This is a genomic window from Saltatorellus ferox, assembly GCA_007751475.1.
In the GTDB taxonomy this organism is placed as follows: domain Bacteria; phylum Planctomycetota; class UBA1135; order UBA1135.
The window spans coordinates 3,224,420-3,247,019 of the sequence record CP036434.1 but is presented as its reverse complement, the minus strand read 5'-3'; the positions used below and the strand labels follow the sequence as shown (position 1 = coordinate 3,247,019).

The window sequence follows — 22,600 nt, the reverse complement described above, 5'->3', positions numbered from 1 at the left end:
CCAGGATCCGATCTGGATCGCGGCGGCACTCTGAAAGGGGCGAGCCGCGATGGGGTCAGTCTGGGCGGGCCGGGGGCATGATGCAAGCAGATGCCCGGCCAACCTCTGCCAAATCTGAGGCGGGAAGCCCCTGGTCGGGCCTTGCGGCATCCGAAACCGCCTTCTGGGACCCCTATTCGTCCCCACTCGAACCCCCAAAAAAAAACATCCAGCACTTGCCGGCGGCCAAAGCCACACACCAAGTGCTGGATGGTCGGGGTGAGAGGATTCGAACCTCCGACCTCTGCGTCCCGAACGCAGCGCTCTACCAAGCTGAGCCACACCCCGACTGGGGCGAGGAATTTAGTGGTCCAAGGGGCAGGAGTCAACGGGAAAGAAACAAAGGGTTGGGCACTTGTCGCGCGGCCCTGGCTCAAGGCGCAGCCCCAGCCACAGCCGCAGCCGCAGCCCCAGCCGCTCACTGCGTCCGCAGGACGCCCGGGCCTCGCTCGGCCCCCGCAGGGGCCCGAGCCGCCCGCGCGAGGCTTGCCCTCGCGGCCCGTGCGGCGAGCACGCCCGCCCGGCGAGGGCGCCTGCGCGGCGAGCGCGCCCGTCCGGCGAGGACGCCTGCGCGGCGAGCGCCAAGCGATGCAATCGCTATTTCGCCGTCAGGCGAAATGCCAGAGATACTGCGCGCTGTTACAACGATCGTGCGGTTCGGCATTCGATGCCTTGGTCGCAGTCCTGCCCGCTGGAGATCTCCCGACACCGACTGCCTGCCGTTCGCGCGAAGCGCCGAACGCGTGGGCTGAGGCTTCCCGATATCGGCTGGTGGCCTGCCCGCTGACCGGTACCCCTGCCGATCTCCCGACACAGTCTTCTCGACATCGACTACCTGCCGTTCGCGCGAAGCGCCGAACGCGTGGGCTGAGGCTTCCCGATATCGGCTGTTGGGCTGCCCGCTGACCGGTACCCCTGCCGATCTCCCGACACAGTCTTCTCGACATCGACTGCCTGCCGTTCGCGCGAAGCGCCGAACGCGTGGGCTGAGGCTTCCCGATATCGGCTGGTGGGCTGCCCGCTGGAGCGCTCGCCCGCAAGGGCGAGCTCGGCGGGTCTGAGGTCTGAGGTCTGAGGTCTGAGGTCTGAGGTCTGAGGTCTGAGGTCTGAGGTCTGAGGTCTGAGGTCTGAGGTCTGAGGTCTGAGAGGCAAGTCCGACAACTGCCCAGCTCGCCCATGCGGGCGAGCGCTCCAGCCGATATCGGGAAGCCTCAGCCCACGCGTTCGACGCTTCGCGCGAACGGCAGGCAGTCTGTACCGGGAGACCTGCGTCGGGAGATCGGCAGGGGCACCGGTCAGCGGCCAGCCCACCAGCCGATATCGGGAAGCCTCAGCCCACGCGTTCGGCGCTTCGCGCGAACGGCAGGCAGTCGGTGTCGGGAGACCTGCAGCGGGCAGGACTGCGACCAAGGCATCGAATGCCGAGCCGTCCTATCGCTGCAACAGCGCGCAGTATCTCTGGCATTTCGCCTGACGGCGAAATAGCGGTTGCACCGCTGTGCGCTCGCCGCGCAGGCGCCCTCGCCGGGCGGGCGTCCTCGCCGGACGGGCGCGCTCGCCGCGCAGGCGTGCTCGCCGCACGGGCCGCGAGGGCAAGCCTCGCGCGGGCCGCTCAGCCCCTGGCGGGGCCGAGCCTGGCCCGGGCGTCCTGGCGGACGCGTGGGACGCCCCCGGATCTCGGATCTCGGATCTCGGACTGAAGGCTTCAGGCTAACACCTGCGCCCTCAACTACTTGCCCAGGTCCACGAACACGCCCCCATTGTTCTCAGCGAGCCCCTTCATGAACGACTTGTCGAAGTTGCCGATCGCAATCGTATGGAGGACGACCTTCCGGAGCGCGTTGGCCTCCGTGATCCGCTCGCCGATCTCCTTCGGCTCGATGTACTTTCCATGGGTGGGGCGGCCATCGGAGAGGAAGAAGATCGTGTCCACTTCCCCGAGATAGTCCTGCTTCACGTGGCTACCGCCATCCTCCAGGCCCAAGGCGAGGCTGAGCGCACCGTAGGTGTTGGTTTTTCCCGCACCGAGGTTCGCCGCTGCACCGAGGCCCACCTCCGCCAGGTCCGCCTTACTGTTTCCACCCAGCGGCTCCAGGCGCTTCACGAAATCCAGCGCGCTCTCCTTGTTGATGACGTTCGCAGGCACCAGCGTTTTCTTCCAGCGCTTGGTCTTCGTGGCAAAGGCAATGATGCCGAAGTTCACGTGCGGCTCGAGACTCTCGATCGTCGACGCGAGCTCCGTCTTCACGATGTCCATCCGCGCCCATGAAGGGTAGTTCGCGCCCTCGAAACGCTCCTTCTCCACCACCAGGTCCTCCATCGAACCCGAAACATCGATCACGAAGAGGAGCGAACGGCTGGGCGTTTCGACGCCGTGGAACGACGTCCCCCCGCCAGCACCGTACGTCTTCCTGCGCTCCGCCTGGGTCGCGCGCAGCTTCGCCAGCTCCTCGTCACTCGGGATCTGGTAGCGATCCCCATAGGCCTCCCAAAAAGACTGCCACTGCTTGAGCCGCGTCCCGAAGGTTCGGCCTGTCAGGTTGTCGAGCGACTCGCCCACGTCCGAGATGAGGCGGCCTTCTTCAAGTCCAAGGCGCTCGATCAGGAGCGGAATCGAATCACGATCGCGGACGCTGCCGAGCGCGCTGATCGCGGAAGCTCGGACCTGCCAGACCTCGTCGGCGAGGTGGGCGCGCGCAGCGGCCAGCGCCTCGTCCTTCGCCTTGAGAGAAGCGAGTCCATCGATCACGGCGCAGCGAACGGCCGGCTCCTCGTCTTCGGCAAGCGGCGCGATCGACGGGGCCACCGCCGGATCCCCCCCCGCGGCGAGCGCCAGCACGCACAGGCGACGGATCGCCCAGTTCCGGTCCTGAAGGCTCTCGACCACGACCTCCCCGAGCCCCTTGTAGCCGCCGTCTCGCATGGCCTGCAAAAGCCCGATGCGAACATCATCCTTCTTCTCTTCCTCGAACGCCGCGATCAATCGATCGATCGGCGGACGCTCCTTGAAGCTGGAAAGAACGCGCGCAGCGGCACGCGCCACCTCGGGGTCCTTGTCCCCGAGAAGCGGCACGAGCGCGTCCACGACATCCGGCGCCTCCACGTCGAGAAGAGTGAGCACAGCCTCTTGGCGCGAGGCCGAATCCTTCAGCTTGCGGAAGTACTTCTTGAAGTCCCGGACCGTGTCGTCCGCCGCGCCCCTGGCGCCGGGCGCCGAAGAGTAAACGCTGCCGCCGAGCGCCGAAGAGTAAACGCTGCCGCGGAGCGCCGAAGAGGAAACGCTGCCCCCGGGCGCCGACACGTAAGCATTGGGTACGGCAGCCGATCGAGATGGCCCCGCCGGAGCCAGGGAGAACAGCGTGACGGCGAGAGCTAGGAGCGCGGGGTGAGCCATGAAGACGATTCGGGTAGTCCTGGGAACGTCGAGAGCGAGACAGAGGGGGGGGGTCGAGGGCCTCTGTAGGCCCTCAGTGTAGTCGAGATACAGGTTCTCTTCACGCTTTGAGCCGCCGGACGACTCCCGGGGGAAACGAGCGACGCCGCCCTCCCCCATGGATCGGGGGAGAGCGGCGTCTCTTCGAGTCCGCAGGTTCGGGCTAGCGCCGCATCCGGGAAGTCGCGCGGCGCGCGGTCGCCAGCTCGACGCTCGTGCTGTCGAGCGTCACCCGGACGCCGCCGTCCAGGAGCAGCGTGACCTTCTCGTCCGTCTGCGAGACCAGGTGCCCGTAGAACACACCGCCAGCCGCCCGGACCTTCACCCGATCGAGCCCCTTGGTGCTATCCATCGAATCACTGGGCGAACGAAGCTCGGTTCTTCTTCCACCGCCGAGACGGTCGATCCGCTCCGCGCGGCGGGAATCGAGCGTCATGCGCCCGAGTTTCGTATCGAGCACGATCTTCTGATCGCCCACTCCGTGGAGGCGACCGTCGACCGACTCGCCCCCGTCGAAGATCACGCGCACGTTGCCGACGTTGGGGGTCAGAACGAACTCGTCTCCCTGCAGCTTGCTCTTCGGAACCGTCCGGTTCTTCCAGACATTGGCATCATCCTGACGCTTGAGCGCGCTCTTGCGACGTCCGGAGGGCGCGTTACCCGCGAGGCTGTCGAGCACTTCCACGGTTTCCGGCTCGGTGACCCTCGGCTCGGCCTGGGCAACCGCGGTCTCCACGGGCACCTCGACGACGGGCTCCACCGCCACCTCGACCGCGGGCTCCTCGACGATCTCCACGGCGACCGTGAGAACGTCGATCGGGCCCTCCACGGCGACCTCGGTCGGAGCGGGATAGACGTCGCTCATTTCAGGCACGGCCTCGACTTCCGGATCGACAGACACTTCGACCGGCACCTCGACCGTGACGGCGACGAGCTCCTCTGCGACGGGCTCGGCGGATGGCTGTGCCACGGTCTCGTCGGGTACATGCACCGGGCCGAACATGGCGTCGAGTCGTGCGTGCGCCGCCGCCAGGTCGAGCTCGGTGTCCTCTTCGGACTCCGCTTCGGCCACGAGTTCCGCGACTTCCGCGACTTCCGCGACCTCCGTGACCTCCGCGACCTCCGTGACCTCCGTGACCTCCGCAACTTCCTCGGCGACCACTTCGGGCTCCGGAGCGACTTCGGCTGCCGCGACTTCTGCGGGAGCTTCTTCCGGAGCAGCGGACTCTTCCATGCCCTGCTCTTCGCTCCGCTCCGTCTCCTCGCTCTCGAAGAGAGCAGCGAGGTCGAGCAGGTCCTGGGCCATCGTGTCTTCGCCTTCGAGCGTAGGCTCCTCGACCGGCTCCTCGACCGGTTCCATGGCCAGCTCCATCGGGACCTCCATCGGGACCTCCATCGAGAGCTCCGTCGGAGCTTCCTGGAACTCGGTGTCCTCGGCCGTGACCGACTCGGCCGTCACCGACGCATCAGGCCCGACCTCGACCGAGGCCAGCGTCTCGTCCTCGAACATACCGAACGGCAGGAAGAACTCGAACTGGGCCTCGAACTCCTCTGCCTCCGCGAGCTGACCCCCAGCACCGGGGCCCTCCCACTGAACGGGACGAACGTCGCCGAAGCCCTGGTTGGCGAACCAACCCGAGCGCGAGACCCCGAGATCCGCAAACGAATCGACCTCGTCCCGCGTGTCGACATCGCCGTAAATCGTCGCGATGTCGTCGATCGGATCGATGCTGAGCACGTAGGAGTCGAGGAAGCTCTGGGGCAAGAACATGTCGTCCTCGAGGTTGCCGAACGCATCGAGCACGTCCTTCACCACCTCTGGATCGATCGCTTCGTCGAATTCCCGAGCCGCGGTCATCGCGACGGCATCGAACTCCTCGTCCGTCGTCTCGACCTCCAGCGTATCCTTGGGAGTGACCGCCTGAGCCATACCGGACCCGAAGGCCGAGAAGCTCGGGCGCTGATCTTTCTGGCTCTCGATCTTGCCCGCCTGGCCGTTCAGAGGGAGCTCGCCCGGTTCACGCGGGCTCACCACCGTGGCGCTGGGCCCGGTCTCCTTCCCGGGTGTGGCTCCGACCACCTTGCTCGATCCGTCCCGCTGGTAGCTGACCCGCGCACTCGACGCGGTGGCCTCGGCGCCCGGGGGCAGGACGAGTTCCACGTTGTTGCCTTCCATGACGTCCACCACGTCGGGCGCTGCGACCTGGAGGTCGACGCCACCATGGTTCGTCACGGGCTTCTTGACGAACGCCCAGACGGCGATGCCGCTGAAAGAAACGAGCAGAGCGACACCCGCAGGAACCAGCGCGCGGGAGACAGCCTTGGACGTGGCCTCGGGCTCCACGAAGGAAGCACCGAGCGACGGGTCGCCGGTCACGAGCCCCTCGATGACCCCCTCGATGGGGTCTCGGTGCTCCTGGTCATCCCCACCGCCCTCGAGCCAGGCTTCGATCGGCTCATCGCGCTCGCCGAACTCACCCGGCAGCGCGTGGACCTCCTCGAAGGACGATTCCCGCTGGCTCGGAAACTCCGCGGCTTCGGAATCACTTTCCTTGTCGAGCAACCATGAGTTCTCATCCGGCTCCATACCCCCATCCAGGCTCTGGGCGTCGAAGTCGGGCTCGGGGCGGCCGAAGTATCCGTCTTCATTGGACGGCGGCTGGGGATGCATCGGAACGTCAGACATCTTGGGCGGGTGGGTCATGCCGAGGAGCGCGCCCTGCCGCTGCACATGCCGCGGGAGCCGACCCTCTACTGGGAACCAAGTCGGAGATCGACCTCCGGGGAGGCCCATCCGCAGCCAAGCGCCCGAATCCACCGTCAGATTCCGTTCCCGGAGCACGAACGTCCCTCGTTGGGACCCGCAAAGGGCGCACTGGCGCCCTTCCTCCCCCTACTTCTTCTTCAGCACCCGTCGGCCCGCCTGTCTCAAGGTGAGTCCCTCGGTATCGAACTGCTCCAGGATGGGGATCAGGAACTTCCGGGTCGTTCCGAGCGCATCCCGCAGATCCGGGATCTCCAGGTGCCCGTGGACCTGGCAGTTGGCGATCACCGCCCGACGTGCCTCCTCCACCACCTCTCCAGACAGATAGAGCTCCGCGCCGATGTGCGTCACCTGCCCTTCATCCACGCCGAGCTTCAGCACGGTATCCACGGACGGCCGCGGCACCCCCAGGGCCGTCGCGAGCTCGCCCGGGCTGGGCGGCTGAAACCGCGCCTCGCGCAGCGCCGCGAGCACGCCGTCCCTCAGCTTCGCTACCTCGGGATCGAGGGTGACTTCCCGCCCGGCGAGCGCGACGAAGCCACCGGTCGAGAGGACCACGCGCCCTTCGGCAGCCTCCCGATCCAGCAGCACGCCGATCAGCGCAGGATCGAGCTTGAGGCGCGCCCGCAGGTCACGGATATCCATCCGGCCTCGCAACGGGTGCTCCGCGAACCATCCGGCGAGGCTCTCGTTCAGCTCCGTCAGGCACAGATCCAGCGTCTCCGCGTGGATCCACTTCGACTTGCCCAGATCCGCGACCTTCCCCTCCGACTGCAGCTCGCGGAGAAGCTCCTCCGTTTCCTGCCGCGGTCGTTTGATCCCGAGCGCCATGTCCTCGAGGGAGGCCCAGCGTTCCGGCGACCTCACGAGCAGCGCTTCGAGAAGCGCGGCGGTGGAGCCAAGGCTGGCCGCCTGCCGCTGGAGTTCATCGATGATGAAGGTCTTGAAGCGCTTGAGTCGGTAGCGGCTCTCCTCCAGGATCACGCCCCCGCCGAGGGTCATCGCAGGGGACGCCAGTCGGAGCACGAAGCGGTCTCCAGGTGCGCAGACGAGCGGTGTTTCCATCCGAAACTGAACGAGGCCTTCCTGGCCGCCCGCGAGCTCCTCCGCGTCGAGCAGGACCATCTCGCCGATCGCGTCGGTCGTGCCGGTGTGCACGCGCACCTGCATTCGGTCCACGATCGGAAGCGGCAGTCCCTCGAGCGCCAGAAGCTGCGCGCCGACCATCGACTGCGGCTTGAAGAAGCCAGGCGTCGCGACGACGTCCCCGCGGTGCACCTCGTGGTGATCGATGTCCGAGATGTTGAGCGCGGTCGAGTGCCCCGCGCGCGCGGTGTCCGAACTCTCGTGGTACGCCTGAATCCCGCGCACCTTGCCCCTCTGTCCGCTCGGGAGCACCTCGACCATTTCACCCACGGACAGCACACCGCTGACCGGGATCCCGGTCAGGATGGTCCCGAAGCCGCGCGCGCTGAACACGCGCTGCACCGGCATCCGAAACACGCCCTCGGCCTGGCGCGGCTCCGCCTCCGCGGCCATCGACATGAGAAGCCCCTTGAGCTCCTCCATCCCGGTCCCCTGGATCGCCGACACGTGGACGATCGGCGCGCCCTCCAGGAAGGTCCCCTCCACGGTCTCACGAACGTCCTCTTCGGCGAGATCCGCCATGTCGGGATCGACGATATCCACCTTGGTGAGCGCGACGAAGCCGCGCTTCACGCCGAGCATCTGCATGATCGATAGATGCTCCCGCGTTTGCGGCATCACGCCGTCGTCGGCCGCGACCACGAGGATCACGAGGTCGATGCCCGTCGCGCCCGCCACCATGTTGCGGATGAAGCGCTCGTGGCCCGGAACGTCCACGATGCCCACGCGGCGACCGTCGGGGAGATCCATCCGGGCGAAGCCGAGGTCGATCGTCATTCCGCGCGCCTTCTCCTCGGCCCACCGATCCGGGTCGGTACCGGTCAGGGCCTGGACGAGCGTGGACTTGCCGTGGTCGATGTGACCGGCGGTGCCGATCACGATGGGCTGAATCTCCAAAGGGGGATGTGGCTTGGGGCTTCCGAACGGGATCCAGCTGGTCCGATGCCGGGCCAAAGCTGCGCGGGGGATGGTAACAGCCCGTATCATCCTCGGTATGGAGCCCGCCCCAGCACCTTTGCCGCTTCCTTTCCGAACGCTCAAGCCCTGGCTCAAGGAGCGATACGGTCGCGCGGTCTACCGCGTCGCCCTCGACGCAGGCTCCACCTGCCCCAACCGCGATGGAACCAAGGGCTTCGGCGGCTGCACCTACTGCGACGTCGAGGGGTCCGGGACCGGGGCTCTCAAGGCGGGAGATGGGCTGACCGAGCAGCTCGGCATCGGCCTGAAGCGCGTGGCTCGCCGCAGGCGCCGGGGCCTCGAGAAGGCGGTCGAACCGGGCGTGATCGCCTACCTGCAGAGCTACACCAACACCTACGTGGACGCGGCGCGGTTCCGGGAGGTCCTCGACGTGTTCCGGCCTCATCTGGCGAGCGCAGGCGGTCCCATCGTCGCGGTCGCGGTCGCCACGCGCCCCGATTGTGTGCCGGACGAGTCACTCCGCGCGCTGGAGGAACTCGCGGCGGAGACCGACGTCTGGCTGGAACTCGGGCTCGAATCGGCCAGCGATGCGGTCCTTTTGGACATCAATCGACTGCACACGCTCACCGAGTTCGAGGACGCGGCCACCCGTGCTCGGCAGGCCGGGCTCGTGACGGTCGGGCACGCCATCCTCGGCCTGCCCGGTGACGGACGTGAGGGAGCCAGAGCCACCGCGAACGCCCTTCGGGAAGCGGGCCTCGACGGCGTCAAGGTCCACCACCTCATGGTGCTGAAGAAGACCCAGATGGCGCATCAATGGCGCTGCGGTACGCTCCAGGTTCAGACCGCCGACGAGTACGTCGACTGGCTCGCCGACTTCGTCGAACGAATCGGCCCCGACCAGGTTCTGCATCGGATCACGGGGGACTCCCCGGACGACAAGCTTCTCGCTCCGATCTGGAACGTGCCGAAGAACGCGATCCGGGAGCGCCTGGCGGCCGAACTCAGCGCCCGCGGAACCGAGCAAGGATCGCTGGCAGGCCGGTAAGGAGCCCCTCCGAAACGGGCGTCGATACCGACAGCCTCCTGGCGCCGAACCAGGTGCGCAGGGTACTCACTCGCGTCCAGAGCGGCGTGACCAGGACGAACGGTGCGTGCAGGAGCAGGGTTCGATGGACCGCTTGCCTGGGAGCTGGGGGGCCACCGCGGAGCCCCACCTCCCCCGCCGCCGCGCGCGCCCGCATCGCCCCGCGCCAGCAGTCCACGTCCCAGAGTCCGGCGATGGTGCTCTGCAAGAGCGGAGCATACTGCGCATCGTTCGACAGGTCCTCGAGGCAGGCCTCGAGCCGCGCGAGCGTCTCGGAACTGCGGTCGAATCGAGCCCGCGCGATCGAATAGAGCGCCTCGGCGCGGATGTCCCCGAGACGCGAGCGATAGAGCGACGCCACGAGCATCCAGTCACGTCCGGGGATCTTCCCGGGAACTCGGGTGAGCTGATCGCGAATCTTGTCCAGAACGGCAGCACGCGAGACGGTCTCGACGGCTTGCGCGCGAAGCTCCGCCGACCGGAGCGGAACGGAGCGTCCGAGTCGCTCCGCCCAGTCCCTCGTGCGATCCGTGTTCCAGACGCGGACGCCCGCGTAGGACGAGAGGGAAACGATCCAGCCGGTGGCCAAACAACACTGAACTCGCATCGCCCAGTACTCGTGGCCGCGCAGGTCCACCAGATGCTCTGCCTTGAGGGGATCCCAGACGCTCAGGAGTCCGTTGCGGGTCGTGACGAGCACACGCTCTCCTCCGCGAGTCCACGCCGCCGCCATCGCGAGTTCGCCGAGCGCTCCGTCCTTCGCGCGACTGGCGAACAGCACGCGGGTCGTCTCGGTCGCGAGGTCGAAGATCACCACCTCCCGATTCACGGTCACGAAGACCCCGCGCTCGTGGCCGCGCTCGCCGGTCATCGAGAGCTGACTGCTCAGCGATCGAAAGCCCGAGTCGAACTGGCCGAGGAGCTCGCCCGTGATCGGGTCGAACGTCAGCACCTGCCCCGGCTGCGTGACACAGACGAGGCGATCACCGGCGAAATCGATTCCGGTGATCTCTTCACCCGCGGCGAGATGCAGGGACGACGTGACCTCGCCAGGCGCCGCAGATCCGCCCGCGGAACGCGGCGCGTCCACCGTGATTCGCTGGACTCCGTTCGAAGTGGCCACGAAGAGAGCCCCGGCCCGATCCTCGCGAGCCGCGCACTGGACGCGCGCCCCGGCGTTGCCGTACGCGGGTCGACGCTGTCCGTTCGGATCACCGTCCTCAGGCGGATGCCAGAGGAAGTAGTGCCCACCCTCCGTGCCCGCAAAGATCGACTCGGACCCCGCCGGGCCGACGAATCCCACCGCCGAGACCAGGGACACAGGGTCGGTGAACACCTCGAGTGGCTCACCTCGCTCGAGATCCCAGACGATGACCACACCGTCCCGGCCTCCGGTGACCAGCCGACGTCCGTCTGGACTGAACGCCAGGGAGTTGACGTCGTTCACGTGGCCCCGGAGAGCGATGCCCCCGCCGGCGACGACTCGATCGAACGCCCGCAGCCAGCCGTCCTCGCCCGACGTCAGCACCATGCGCGTCCCCGCGACGAAGTCGACGTCGGTCAGGGGATGGGGACTGCCGCTGAGAGCGCGGACCTCGCCCCCGCTCTGAAGGTCGACGAGGTGGAGAAGCTTGTCCACCCCGACCGCGGCTGCCAGCTCCCCATTCACGGCCAGACCCGCCAGCCTCTCGCCCAGCCAGTCGATGACGTACGTGGCGACCGGCGAGGCCGAGGAGACCGGCGATGCCGAGACCTCACCGGGTTTCGGTAGCAGGAATCCGCGAACGGCGCCTTCCTGGGTGATCAGAACGCCCTTGCCGGAGGCATCGATCTCGACGCCTTGGATCTGGTGAGAGCCCGTTTTCAGCCTGAAGACGCGGCTTCGCGCGCGCCCTCGATATTCCACGAGATCGCCGTCGATCGACGCGGCCCAGAAAGCGGTCGAATCGGTGGACGCCGAGGTGGCCGAAGCGTCGACATCATCACGCACCGCCTCGACTGCGATGATGGAGCTCGCCAGATCGTCGAGATGGGTCAGCGTTCCCGAGAGCAGGTCCCACTCCAGGAGGTTCCCCTCGTTGGTTCCGACCACGGCCCGGTCGCCGACGACGAGAACTTCGACAGGATCCCGGCGTCGATCCTGGGGAACTCGGCTCGACCTCAAGAGATCATGGGCCGATAGCTCGCCGGGCCCATAGAGATGCAGGTGTCCGCTCTCCAGCGCAGCGACCAGTCGCTCGCCCTCCGCGTCCCAGGCCAGTCCGTGCGTCACACCGCAACGAATGAGCGCCTTCGGTTCGAGGCCCGGCAGAGAGACGAGGCTGATCCCCTCGTTCGACGCCACGGCCACCATCCGACCGTCCGGGCGAAGGGCGATCTCATCCAGCACGCCCGTCGATAGCTGAACGGATCCGAGTGCCTGGTCGATCCGCGCATCGAGATGGGCCCACTCCCACGATCGAAGCGCGACCGGCGCCTGATCGAGGTGGAACCTGGCGCGCCGGGTGGCTCCCTCCCTCAGGGCGGCCTCCGCGGCCGCGAGGTCACCCGCGTAGGCGCGCCGTTGGCTCGTCGCCTGGCTCGCGCGCAGATCGCGCACGTAGAGGGCGCCGATCAATCCCAGAAGGCAGACCGCCACCGCGGCGACGGCCGTCGCCAGGCGATGACGGCTGACGAAGAGCCGCGCGAGATACAGCGTGCTCGGCGGCCGCGCGTGGATGGGCCTGTGGTTCAAGAACGCTTCCAGGTCGCGATGAAGGGCGGCCGCGCTCCCGTAGCGCTCCTGGGGAAGCTTGGCGGCCGCCTTCTGCACGATGGTCTCCAGCTCGCGCGGAACGTCGGGGCGAAGGCGCCGCAGCCTGGGCAGCGGCGCGTGCAGGACGTCGTGGACGACCTTTCCACGCTTCACGGAATCGTAGGCGGGTCGCAGCGTGAGGAGTTCGAAGAGCAGCAGGCCGACGCCGTAGACGTCGCTCCTCTCGTCCGCAGCACCGTCGATCTGCTCGGGGGCCATGTAGCGCAGGGTTCCGAGAATGGCGCCATCGCTCGTGAGGTGACCCGCGTCCTCGACGCGGCAGAGCCCGAAGTCGGTCACCCAGGCGCAACCTTCCCCGTCGAGGAGAACGTTGCCAGGCTTGATATCACGGTGGAGAACACCGCCCGCGTGGGCGTGGGCGAGAGCGCTCGCCACCTCGGAGGCGATTCGGACCGACTCGAGCACCCCCATGCCGCGCGGCGCCTTGCGCGGCGAATCCGCGGTACGCGCGCCCTCGGACGACGCGGCGCAGCGGAGTTCGCGCAATCTCTCTTCCAGCGAGGATCCGTCGACGTAGCGCATCGCGAAGTAGTGAAGCCCGTCGACCTGGCCTGCCCCGTACACCGGCACGATGTGCGGGTGCAGGAGCCGCGCCGCCGCGCGGGCCTCGCGCTGAAACCGCTCCACGAAGCCTCGGTCCAGCTCCAGATTCGAGGGGAGCACCTTGAGGGCCACCTGCCTCCTGAGCGAGGCCTGCTCCGCCAGGTAAACGATGCCCATCCCGCCGCGTCCGAGCCGCCGAAGGATCCGAAACTCCCCGATCGCGTCAGGGAGCTGCTCTTGCAGCTCACGCCGAGCGGCGGCCTCGGAGGACTCACTGCCCAGGGACTGCATGAGCAGCAGGCCGGGGAGGAGCTCGCCGAGTTCTCGCGCATACTGCGGATGCCGCGCCATCCAGGACCCGATGGTCACGCCTGATGGATCGAGCTGCCGCGCCTCTTCGAAGGCTTCGACGAGGCGAGCGAGCTCCAGCTCGTGGGCATCGCGGAGGGAGCTGCTGGTATCGCGATGGAAGTCGGTCACGGCGCGTCGGGACCGTTGAGCCGGCCGATCTCGAAGGTGAGGCCCGCGCGCGAGAGCGCCGCCTGCAGCCGACCCAGAGCCTTCAGATGTCGGAGGCTGGCACCGCCCGCCGTCAGGCCGAGAATGGCCGCGATCTCCTTGTTGGAGAGCTGCTCGAAGTGACGCATGAACAGGATCTCGCGATCCTCGGTGCTGAGGTTCGCGAGTGCCTCGTCCAGGGCCTCCCGCTCTTCCTGACGGATGGCGACGCCCGAGGGTGAGATCCCGCTCTCCACGAGCGCGTGGGCGAGCATGAACGAACTCGCTTCGGGCGCTCCCCCGCCGTGGAGAGGCCCGCCAAGGGGCACGTCGCGAGCCGCGTCCCTGGCCTCGGTTCCCAGATGCTTGCGATGGGCCTGGAGAAGTGCCTGGCCCGCCAGAAAGCGAACCCACAGGAAGAAGGGCATTCGCGAGCGCCCCTCCGGGGATCCAGTGGTGGGCTCATCGAGGTAGGCCGGGAGGCGCCGTACGATCTCCACGTACGCGTCCTGCATCACATCGGAAACGCTCAGTCGCCCCGCCACGCGGTGGTCCATCCGGAGCCTCACCATGCGCTCGATGCGAGCGCGGTACGACTCGAGAACGGGTGTCACCACCTCGAAGGCGCCCGAGCGTTCCCTGACGGCATTCGAGAGAACCGCCTCTACTTCCGCGTCGTCCACCGGTGCACGGTAGCCCGCCGGGACGCATCTGACCAGGATCCCATCCTCCCGGACTACCGATCAGGGACACCACGGAGACCGGCCGCCCCATCGGCACCTGGCTCGGGGTCGCTCCTCTGGCGGTTCAGCCTGGCGGCATCGAATCCTTCGGAGATCCTTTCCAGGCGGAGCACGCCGAGCAGCAAGGGCTCCAGTTCCCCCCGGAGTTCCTCCGCCGAGGCAAGAAAAGGCTCCGGATCGAGGCTACCTCCGCGGCGGACCTGCCTAAGGAACGCCTCCACCAGGATCACGAGCCTACGGTTTCGCGCAGGCTCCGGCGTGGGGCGACGGCCGAAGGATGCCTCCCCGGACTGAGCTGAACGGTCACCCGACGGATCGCCCGATCGATGATCGGGGGCTGGGCTCGGGGGCGTCGACGGGGGAAGCATGGGCGTGGAAAGTCCGCTGGTCCTTCAACTGCGAACGCTCCGCGTCATCGTCTGCAATTCCGTGAGAACTTCTCCATCTCCACGGAAGCGCGGTGTATCCCCCTGCGTGGAGCGTTCCGACCGCACCAGCTCACCCGATCCGCCCGGCGATGGGAGATCAACGCGCGATCATCCCGCGTGGATGTCCCATCGGGCACCGCTCAATAGGTGAACAGAATGCGGTCGCAGGAGGGGCACTGGACGAGTTCTGTCCCCCGCGCCAGGCGCACCACGATGTTCTTCGGGAGGTTGACGAAGCATCCTTCGCAAAGGCCATCCCCCAGCTCGGCCAGGGCTTCTCCTTCGCGCGTTTTCAGGAGACCGCGGTAAATGTCCAGCTCGTTGGCCGAGATGCCGTCCGACGACTTCGTGAGGCGCTCCTTGTGCAGATCCGCGAGCTTGCCCTCGGCCGCCTTCGTCTCCTCGGCGACGTTCTTCTGGAACTCGGCGAAGACCGCCTCGTCCTCCGCCAGCTTCTGCTGGAGCGCGGCGATCTCCTCATCGATCATCTCGGCCCGCCCGAGCCGCTTCAGACCATCGTCCTCGGCGCCGCTGACGTTGCGCTTGATGTTGCGCATCTCGTGCTGATAGCTCGCGATGAGGGCGGCGTCGGCCGTGCCGTTCGACGACTCCGATTCGAGCTTCTTGAGTCGCTGGCGCAGGCCCACGGTCGTGTGCTCGATGTCCTTGATCTCCGCCCTCAGACTCGCCACTTCCTGCTGCTTGCCCGCCAGTCTTTCGCGAAGTTTCCCGAGCTCCTCGCTCCGCTGCTGCTCTTCCTTGGGAAGGCGTTCGAGCTCGGATTCGACCTTGAAGATCTGACGATCGATCTCTTGGAGACCGAGGAGTGCGCTGAGAACGGGGTTCATCGAGAATGGGTTGGGTCTGATGGCAGGACGTGGCGGGAGCCGCCGTCCAGCATACAGGGCGGGGTTGCCCGGGCGTACCCGCGCGGCCCCAGGAATGGTCTCACCTCCGAAAAACCGGCCGGAGCGGCCCCCGGACGGCTTCGAAGAACGACGATCGGGCGCGTCCTCCCCTCGGGGGGGAGGACGCGCCCGATCCAGGTCCGCCGGCTGGCCAGCGGCTCACGCTCTGGCCAGCACGGAGCGGCGTCTACTCGAACTTGCCGCCCGTCAGCTCGTACTCGGCATCGTCCGGGATCTGAATCCCGTCCAGGAAGCTCGCCAGCTGGCGCGCCCGAACCGGGTGACGCAGCTTGCGGACTGCCTTGGCCTCGATCTGACGCACGCGCTCGCGGGTGACTCGGAAGATCCGCCCCACCTCCTCGAGGGTGTAGGTGTAGCCGTCGCCGATCCCGTAGCGGAGCTTGATGATCTCACGCTCGCGGAAGGTCAGGGTCGAAAGCACATCGTCGATGCGCTCCTTGAGCATCTCCTGGCCAGCGGCCTGGAGCGGGCTCTCGGCCGACTCGTCCTCGATGAAGTCACCGAAGTAGCTGTCATCCGACTCGCCGATGGGGCGATCCAGGCTGATCGGGTGCTTGCTGATCTTCATGACCCGCTTCGCCTCCTCGACCGTGATCCCGGTCGCCTCGGCCACTTCCTCGACGCTCGGCTCGCGGCCCTTCGCCTGGACGAGCTTCTTCGTGACGTTCCGGAGCTTGCTCATCGTCTCGATCATGTGCACCGGGATACGGATGGTCCGTGCCTGGTCCGCGATCGAGCGGGTGATGGCCTGGCGAATCCACCAGGTGGCGTAGGTCGAGAACTTGTACCCGCGACGGTACTCGTACTTCTCCACGGCCTTCATGAGGCCGGTGTTGCCTTCCTGGATGAGGTCCAGGAAGGAAAGACCGCGGTTGCGGTACTTCTTGGCGATGGAGACCACGAGACGAAGGTTACCGCTGGAGAGCTGGCGCTTGGCCTCTTCGTACTCGGCGTAATGCAGACGAACGTGATCGAGTCGCTTCTTGAGCTGGTCGATCGGCTCCAGTGCCGTGAGTTCGAGGTCGAGAAGGCGCTGACGAAGCTCGGCGGCTCCCTCCGAATCGTTCTTCCCTGCCTTGTCGAACTGCTCGAGCTTGCGCTCGACCGACCGCATCTCGCGGTAGTGATCCTCGAGGACTTCGATGTAGGGGCGCACCTTCTTGATCTGCAGGTGGCACTCCTCCATCAGGATCACGAGCTTGCGGCGCGTGTTCTGAACCTGGGCCAGGACCTTGGAACGCTCCTCACCGGCGAGGCTACGGTCCAGAAGCGGCTTGTACTCCTCGCGAATCCGCGCCATGAGGCGCTCGATCGTGGCGACGTTGATGGGGAGGCGCTTGGCGAGGAAGGACTTGCCGAGCGTCTCGACGATCTTGGGATCATCGTCCGGCTTCGGGTTCGGGTTGACCTTGAGCGTCCGATCGAACGCGAGGTTGCCCGCGAGCACCTCGTGAAGCGTCGCCATGGAAACGTCCGTACAGACGCCCGAGCCCATGCACTTCTTGCGGAAGCGCTTGCGGGTGATCTCGATCGACTTCGCGAGGAAGATCTCCTGGGGCCGCGTGAGGAGCGGAATCTCGCCCATCTGCGTCAGGTACATCCGCACAGGGTCGTCGATCTTCTCGGCGAGCACGGACTTCACGGCCTCGACGGCCTTGACCGTCTGGGGCTGGGTCGTCCCACCGGCCTTGGAGGTGACGAGAACTTCCCCCACCTCGGCGTCGTTGTCATCCACGACATCGATGCCTGCATCTTCCAGACCGATGAACACCTGGTCCATCTTGTCCGGGGGGAGGAACTGGTCCTCCATCAGCTTGGCCATGCCCGCATAGGTCAGGAAACCCTTGCGGCGCCCCTCGTCAACGAGGAGCTTGATCGTCTGGTCGATCTTGTCGGTCATATTGAATGGGTGTTGGCCGTGCCGCTGGGGGACGGAACGGTCAGGGGTAGACGACGAATGGACCGCCGCCAGGCGGTCAATTTCGCGGGCCTACCGAGATGGGAGAACTGGCCGAGGGCCCTGTCCGAAAATTTCGATCAGGAACCAGCTCTGGAACCGGTGACGGTGAATGGGACCGGCGCGGGGGCGCCGGGAGGGATCAAGAGGGAAGGAAGAATCAGGCTGGGGAGTCCCGTCTCAGTTCGATCAGGCGCATGAGCGCGTTCTCGAGCGCGGCCGCCGCGGATGAATCGCTGGCGGAAAGGGCTTCGAGTTTCTGGATGTCTGACTGAAGACGGCGGATCTCCGCCTGTTGTTCACGTTGTTTGAGGAACTCTACCGCACCCTGGAAAAGGTGCTGCGGGTTGTCGGCCGTCCAGCCGAGATCGGCGATTCTGGCGACGTGATCGCTGGCTGGATGACCGGCCAGATGAGTCATGAGGAGCGCAGGTGTGATGTCCGCGTCCTCGTGGTCATAAAGGTCGATCAGTGTTTGAAAAATGTGACCCAAAACGGCTCGGACGGAAGTGCCCGGGTCCCGGGATCCGCTCGCTTTCTCGGGAGGACCAGCATCTCCAGGAATCTCACCGCTCCCAGGAGTCCTGTTCCCGCCCGAAAATCGGGCTGTGGCCGATCCCGTCGTCAACCGGGCGATCCACGGCCTCAGCCTCGGGATCAAGCTCGCGTCAAGAAACGCTGCCGCTATCAAACACTCATAGGCCCTTCGAATCGAGGGCTCCATCGGGGCAACCTGGGGTTTTTGAGCGGTTGTGACAGAGGATTCACGTTCGGAGGCACCGGCGGGGCCGTGGGGGCCGTCGGCACGGGCGCCCGACCCGGCCGCCCCGCGCTGCTGGCGAGCCGCGTTCCGCCTGGCCCCGGTCCCCTTCATCGCCCTGGCCTGGTCCCGAAGCGTGGCCGCAGGAAGGTCCAGCTTGGCCGCGAGATCCACGATCGCAGCGTCGATCTCCACGGGTCTAGGGAGCAGCTGAAAGAGCTCCAGCGCACGGTCGACCTCCAAGGCCAACGCTCGACCGCCCTCGGATCTCTTGGCGCCAACGCATTCGGCGATGAAGTCGAACCAGGAGATCCCGGTCTCGACCCTCGCCCCGAAGGCGGCCGCCCCGTCCGGTCCCATGAGGACATCGGCCGGATCGAGCCCCTCGGGCAGCGGCACGACCTCCAGCTGGATATCCAGGGGCAGGAGACCCGCGAGACCCCGCCAGGCCGCGCGGCGCCCGGCCTCGTCCCCGTCGAAGACGAGGCTCACGCGCCGGGTTCCCGCCCGGCGGACGAGCCCGGCGTGCATCTCGGTCGTCGCCGTTCCGAGCACGGCCCCCACGTTCGGCATCCCGGCCACATGGGCCGCGATGACATCGGTGTAGCCCTCGACCAGCACGAGATGCCCCCCCCTACGGACGGACTCCAGCGCCCGATCGAGCGCATAGATCACCTTGCCCTTGTGAAAGTAGCGGGTCTCGCTCGTGTTGACGTACTTCGGCCCGTCCTCGTCCTCCACGACCCGGCCGCCGAAAGCGATCGTCGTCCCGCGCTCATCGCGGATGGGGATCATCAAACGACCCCGGAAGAACGCGTAGACGTCCCCGGGCCCGCGATCGCTCTGGCGCGCCAGTCCGGCGTCGATCAGCGCACGATCCGAGATCTTCTCCCGCCGGGCCGCCTCCATGAATCGGGCGCTGGCACGGGGAGCCCAGCCCAGCCCGAAGGCCTCGATCGCGCTCTGGCCGAATCCACGCGACTCGATATAGTCCCGCGCGTCACGGCCCTCGGGACGCTTCAACTCCGCCTGGAAGAAGTCCACGGCGAACGCCAGGGCCGCCAGGCCAGGATCGTTGTCCCGGGACCGGCGCGGCGCCTTTCGTGGAAGCTCGACGCCCGTCTGGGCCGCGAGCAGCGAGAGCGCGTCCATGAAGGTCATGTTCCCCCGCTCCTGCACGAACTTGATCACGTCGCCGCCCTTCCGGCAGGCTCCGAAGCAGTACCAGATGTCCGTCTGTGGGTCGACCTTGAACGACGGCGTACGCTCCTCGTGGAACGGGCAACAGCCCCAGAGCTGATTCCCCTTCTGCTTGAGGTCCACCGTTTCCGAGACGATGGACTCCAGGGGCGCGCGCAGCTTGATCTCCTCGATCGCGCGCCGGAATTCGTGATCGTTGGCCAAGGGAAGAGGGCGCCGGCTCCGGCGCAGGGGACTGATGACCCGGAGAGTCTACTGTCCGTGATGCTCACCCGGGGGATCCGCGGCGTCTCCCGGATAGGCTTCCAGCGCCCGCAGTTCGGGGAGCCCCAGCGTCTCCGCGCGACGTTTAGGATCGATTCCGAGCGCGCCCAAGGCAGCGTCCGCAACTTCCGCCCCACGAAGGTCCCCGAGGACGCGCCGAAGCGACTGCCGCCGCCGCTCCAGGAGCTTCCGCGCGAAGAGAACCCGCCGCTTGCGAAGCTCGAGCGGCGGCAGCACCGGGTGCCGCGTGGCGATGAAGACGGCGCTGTCGACCTTCGGCCGCGGCCAGAAGAGCTGGGGCGGCACCGAGCGTCCCATGGAGACGTGGTAGGTCTCCTGAAACGCCGCGGTGAGCGGGCCCCAGTCGCCGGTTCCCGGGACCGCCGCGAGGCGCTCCGCGACCTCCTTCTGCACGAGGCAAGACACCCGCTCCGGCGGGTTCGGAAGCAAGCTACAGATCGCGAGGAGCGGGCCGGAGATGGAGTAAGGGAGATTCGCGCACAGCGTCCAGTCCTCTCCCTCGCCCGGAAGACGCTCCAGTACCACGTCGTTGAGCGCGCTCTTCGAAGCGAGAATGTCGTGCTCGATGACCTCGGCTCTCGGGTACGGCGCGAGAAACCTCCTGGCAATGGGAGCGAGCTTGGGATCGATCTCCACCGCGAGTAGCCTCGCCCCCGCGTGCGCGAGGTGGACGGAAAGAAAGCCGCAGCCAGGGCCAATTTCCAGAACGAAGCGATCCTCGAGGGAGCGCTCCCCCACGTCGTTCGGGCCCCGCGCCGTCGCGTCCGAGGCGATGGCGCGCGCCATGTTGTCGTCGAGGAGAAAATTCTGCCCGAAGCGACGGGAGGGATGGAATCCCTGCGCGTCGAGGGCGCGCTTGAACTCCGCCCAGGGCGGGCGCTCAGGGCGGGGACCAGCGCCATGGTCGCCGCGCGGGTCGGCCTCGGAGGATGTCGGAACACTCATCGGGTCGAGCGACTCCTCGCTCCGTTTCGAGAACCGTATTTGGCCCCATTCAGTAGAGGCACGAACCACGGATGTGCGGGCTGACGTTCGAGGAGGTCCTCCAGCAACACGGTCGCGCGTGAGCCCCAGCGCGCCCCGACGGCCTCCAGACGCTGGCGACGGTCCTCGTTCCAGCGGCTCCCTTCCGGGAGGGAAACGAGGTAGAGATCGGCGTCGACGCAGCAGCGCAGCCCCACCTGGTTCGAGCGATGGCCGAAGGTGGTCGCGAGCGCGGTGAGCCGGTGGTCGCGGGTATGGAGCAAGCGATCAGGCGTCATGAAGCTCCCGCCGAGGACCCAGGTGGGCGCATGGAAGCGAGCGTCGTCGGGCCAAGCGGTGTCGTTCAGGATGTTCCAGTGGCGCATGCGCTCCGGAGGCGGCTCGATCCACTCCCAGACATTGCCCAGCATGTCGTAGATCCCCGTCACAGGGGTTCGCCCGCTTTCGAACGCGCCCACCGGGGTCGCTCGGTAGAGCTCGGTATCGAGGATATTCGCGAAGCCGCGCTGCCGCCTTCCTGCCGGCACGAGGCGACACGTGGGCCCCACCGCGCACCACAGCCATTCCTCGAAGGTCAATAAGCGCATCGAGCGCCTCTCGGCGAACTCACGCGCTTCGTTCAGCGTCATGCCGACGGCTGGCACCAGTTCGCTCCACGCTTCGGGGCGAGGACGCGGATCGGCGACCCGCTGCGCGGGGCGATACGCATCAGGGATCGGATTCTCGCCCGGGGTCCAGCGGAGCCAGCGCGCGTTCCAGACCTCGTAGCGATCGACGAGAAGGTCGACCGGCGAGCCCACGTCGAGCGCGCTCCCGATGAAGGTCCGGCCCGATGGAACGAAGGCCAGCCCTTCCAGCTCCTCGATCAGGAGATCGGGGTCGCTCGAGAGGACCAGGCGATTCGTGGACGTTGCGGAGGCGGACGCACTCGCCGAAGAAGCGGCGGGTACGACGCTGGATCCGTCGCCAGGTGCCTGCGCGTCCTCACCGCAGGCGGCGAGGCCCAGCGAAGCAAGAGCGAGCCCCCACCAGCGGTGCGGGCAGAGGCTCATCCGAGGGGTTCCCGTCATCAGGCGAAGCCGTTCGAGCACGGGGACCGCTGCGCGATCAGGACTCGGGGTCGGAAACGAAGATCTCCACGCGACGGTTCAGGCGCTTGGACTCCGCCGACGTGTTCGGCTTGACGGGACGCCAGGAGCCGAAGCCCATGACGACGACATCCTTGCCGCCCAGGGCCGAGTTATCGATCAGGTAGGCAGCGACCGAAACGGCGCGCTCGGCCGAAAGCTGGAGGTTGCCGTTCGGGAACTGGCGGAGCGTCTCCGGCTTGCGGACCGGGTCCGAATCGGTGTGCCCGCGGACGAAGATCTCGCCGTGGGGTGCCGCAGCGATCTCTGCGGCGATCTCGGCGAGAGCCTGGCTGCCGGAGGTTCCGAGCGCGGCTGAACCCGAGTCGAACAGGATCTTGTCCTGGATCATCAGCAGATAGCCTCCTTCGACGTCGAAACGCTCGACGTCTTTCACCTCGCCGCCGCGCTGATCGATCATCGACGCGAGATTGTTGAGGCGGGACTCCAGGCTGCCGTCGAAGCTCGAGTTCACGATCGACGACTTTCGCTCTTCGGCGTAGCGCTCCTGAATTCGGGAGAGTTCGAGGTTCTTCTCGGCGAGCTGACGCTCGAGATCGAAGACCTGGTTCTCGTAGTCCTTGGCGAGCTCGCGGGTGTACGCGACGTCCTGGGGCGAGGCGCAAGACGCCATGGTGGCGATCAACCCCACGGCTGCGAAGCGAGTGAGAACGGTGGAGATTCCGGCCATCTTGCGCCGGCTTGGGTGGGACCCTTGAGTGTTGGACATCGTCGGTGGTTTCTTCGTGATCAGCAGAGACTCGAACCCGCCTGGGTCGAGTGGCTGGACGGCGGCCATGACGATCCCCGGGGCAGGGCCGCGCCTGGCCCCCACGGACGTCGGGAGCCGCGCGCCCCCCTCGGAAGGAAACGTACCGATCGGGGGCCCTCGATCGAAGCGTCCTGTCGAGGAAGTTCCGCCGGACTCGAGGACGCACCGGCCG

12 protein-coding genes and 1 tRNA gene are annotated in these 22,600 nt (G+C 67.0%); 1 reads left to right on the top strand and 12 read right to left on the bottom strand.

The window, feature by feature from the left end:
* Positions 1-250: 250 nt before the first annotated feature.
* The 4 genes from Poly30_RS11555 to selB all read right to left on the bottom strand — a co-directional run bounded on the left by Poly30_RS11555 (position 251) and on the right by selB (position 8,279).
* Positions 251-327: transfer RNA gene (locus Poly30_RS11555), tRNA-Pro, on the bottom strand.
* Between the two features lie 1,441 nt (positions 328-1,768).
* Positions 1,769-3,433 (bottom strand): HEAT repeat domain-containing protein, encoded by a 1,665-nt coding sequence (locus Poly30_RS11545; RefSeq protein WP_419191269.1) that lies wholly within the window; start codon positions 3,431-3,433, stop codon positions 1,769-1,771.
* A 202-nt stretch (positions 3,434-3,635) separates the two neighbouring features.
* Entirely contained in the window at positions 3,636-6,176 is a 2,541-nt protein-coding gene (locus Poly30_RS11540) for a hypothetical protein (RefSeq protein ID WP_145197376.1), read from the bottom strand.
* Positions 6,177-6,365: 189 nt separating this feature from the next.
* Positions 6,366-8,279 (bottom strand): selenocysteine-specific translation elongation factor, encoded by a 1,914-nt coding sequence (gene selB / locus Poly30_RS11535; protein WP_419191268.1) that lies wholly within the window; start codon positions 8,277-8,279, stop codon positions 6,366-6,368.
* Between the two features lie 97 nt (positions 8,280-8,376).
* On the opposite strand from selB, the gene mnmL reads away from it, so the two are divergent.
* Complete coding sequence (mnmL, locus tag Poly30_RS11530; RefSeq protein WP_419191267.1) at positions 8,377-9,348, top strand: tRNA modification radical SAM protein MnmL/YtqA; 972 nt, start codon at positions 8,377-8,379, stop codon at positions 9,346-9,348.
* On the opposite strand, the gene Poly30_RS11525 is transcribed toward mnmL, so the two are convergent.
* The 8 genes from Poly30_RS11525 to Poly30_RS11490 form a co-directional block, all read right to left on the bottom strand.
* Positions 9,305-13,225 (bottom strand): WD40 repeat domain-containing serine/threonine protein kinase, encoded by a 3,921-nt coding sequence (locus Poly30_RS11525; protein ID WP_145197370.1) that lies wholly within the window; start codon positions 13,223-13,225, stop codon positions 9,305-9,307. The genes mnmL and Poly30_RS11525 overlap by 44 nt on opposite strands.
* Positions 13,222-13,926 (bottom strand): sigma-70 family RNA polymerase sigma factor, encoded by a 705-nt coding sequence (locus Poly30_RS11520; protein ID WP_145197368.1) that lies wholly within the window; start codon positions 13,924-13,926, stop codon positions 13,222-13,224. The genes Poly30_RS11525 and Poly30_RS11520 overlap by 4 nt, the downstream gene beginning before the upstream one ends.
* Before the next feature lie 628 nt (positions 13,927-14,554).
* A complete protein-coding gene (locus tag Poly30_RS11515; protein WP_145197366.1) occupies positions 14,555-15,262 on the bottom strand; it encodes a zinc ribbon domain-containing protein in 708 nt (235 codons plus the stop codon).
* Positions 15,263-15,509: 247 nt separating this feature from the next.
* Positions 15,510-17,243: an RNA polymerase sigma factor RpoD gene (gene rpoD / locus Poly30_RS11510; RefSeq protein WP_145197364.1), complete on the bottom strand. Its 1,734-nt coding sequence runs from the start codon at positions 17,241-17,243 to the stop codon at positions 15,510-15,512.
* A gap of 217 nt (positions 17,244-17,460) precedes the next feature.
* A complete protein-coding gene (gene dnaG, locus Poly30_RS11505; protein WP_145197362.1) occupies positions 17,461-19,464 on the bottom strand; it encodes a DNA primase in 2,004 nt (667 codons plus the stop codon).
* 48 nt (positions 19,465-19,512) lie between these two features.
* Entirely contained in the window at positions 19,513-20,490 is a 978-nt protein-coding gene (locus tag Poly30_RS11500) for a ribosomal RNA small subunit methyltransferase A (RefSeq protein ID WP_145197360.1), read from the bottom strand.
* Positions 20,487-21,599 carry a formylglycine-generating enzyme family protein gene (locus Poly30_RS11495; RefSeq protein WP_145197359.1) on the bottom strand — a complete coding sequence of 371 codons (1,113 nt, stop codon included), beginning with the start codon at positions 21,597-21,599 and terminating at the stop codon, positions 20,487-20,489. The genes Poly30_RS11500 and Poly30_RS11495 overlap by 4 nt, the downstream gene beginning before the upstream one ends.
* 37 nt (positions 21,600-21,636) lie before the next feature.
* Positions 21,637-22,347, bottom strand: a complete 711-nt coding sequence (locus Poly30_RS11490; RefSeq protein ID WP_419191266.1) for an OmpA/MotB family protein — start codon at positions 22,345-22,347, stop codon at positions 21,637-21,639.
* Positions 22,348-22,600: the final 253 nt, after the last annotated feature.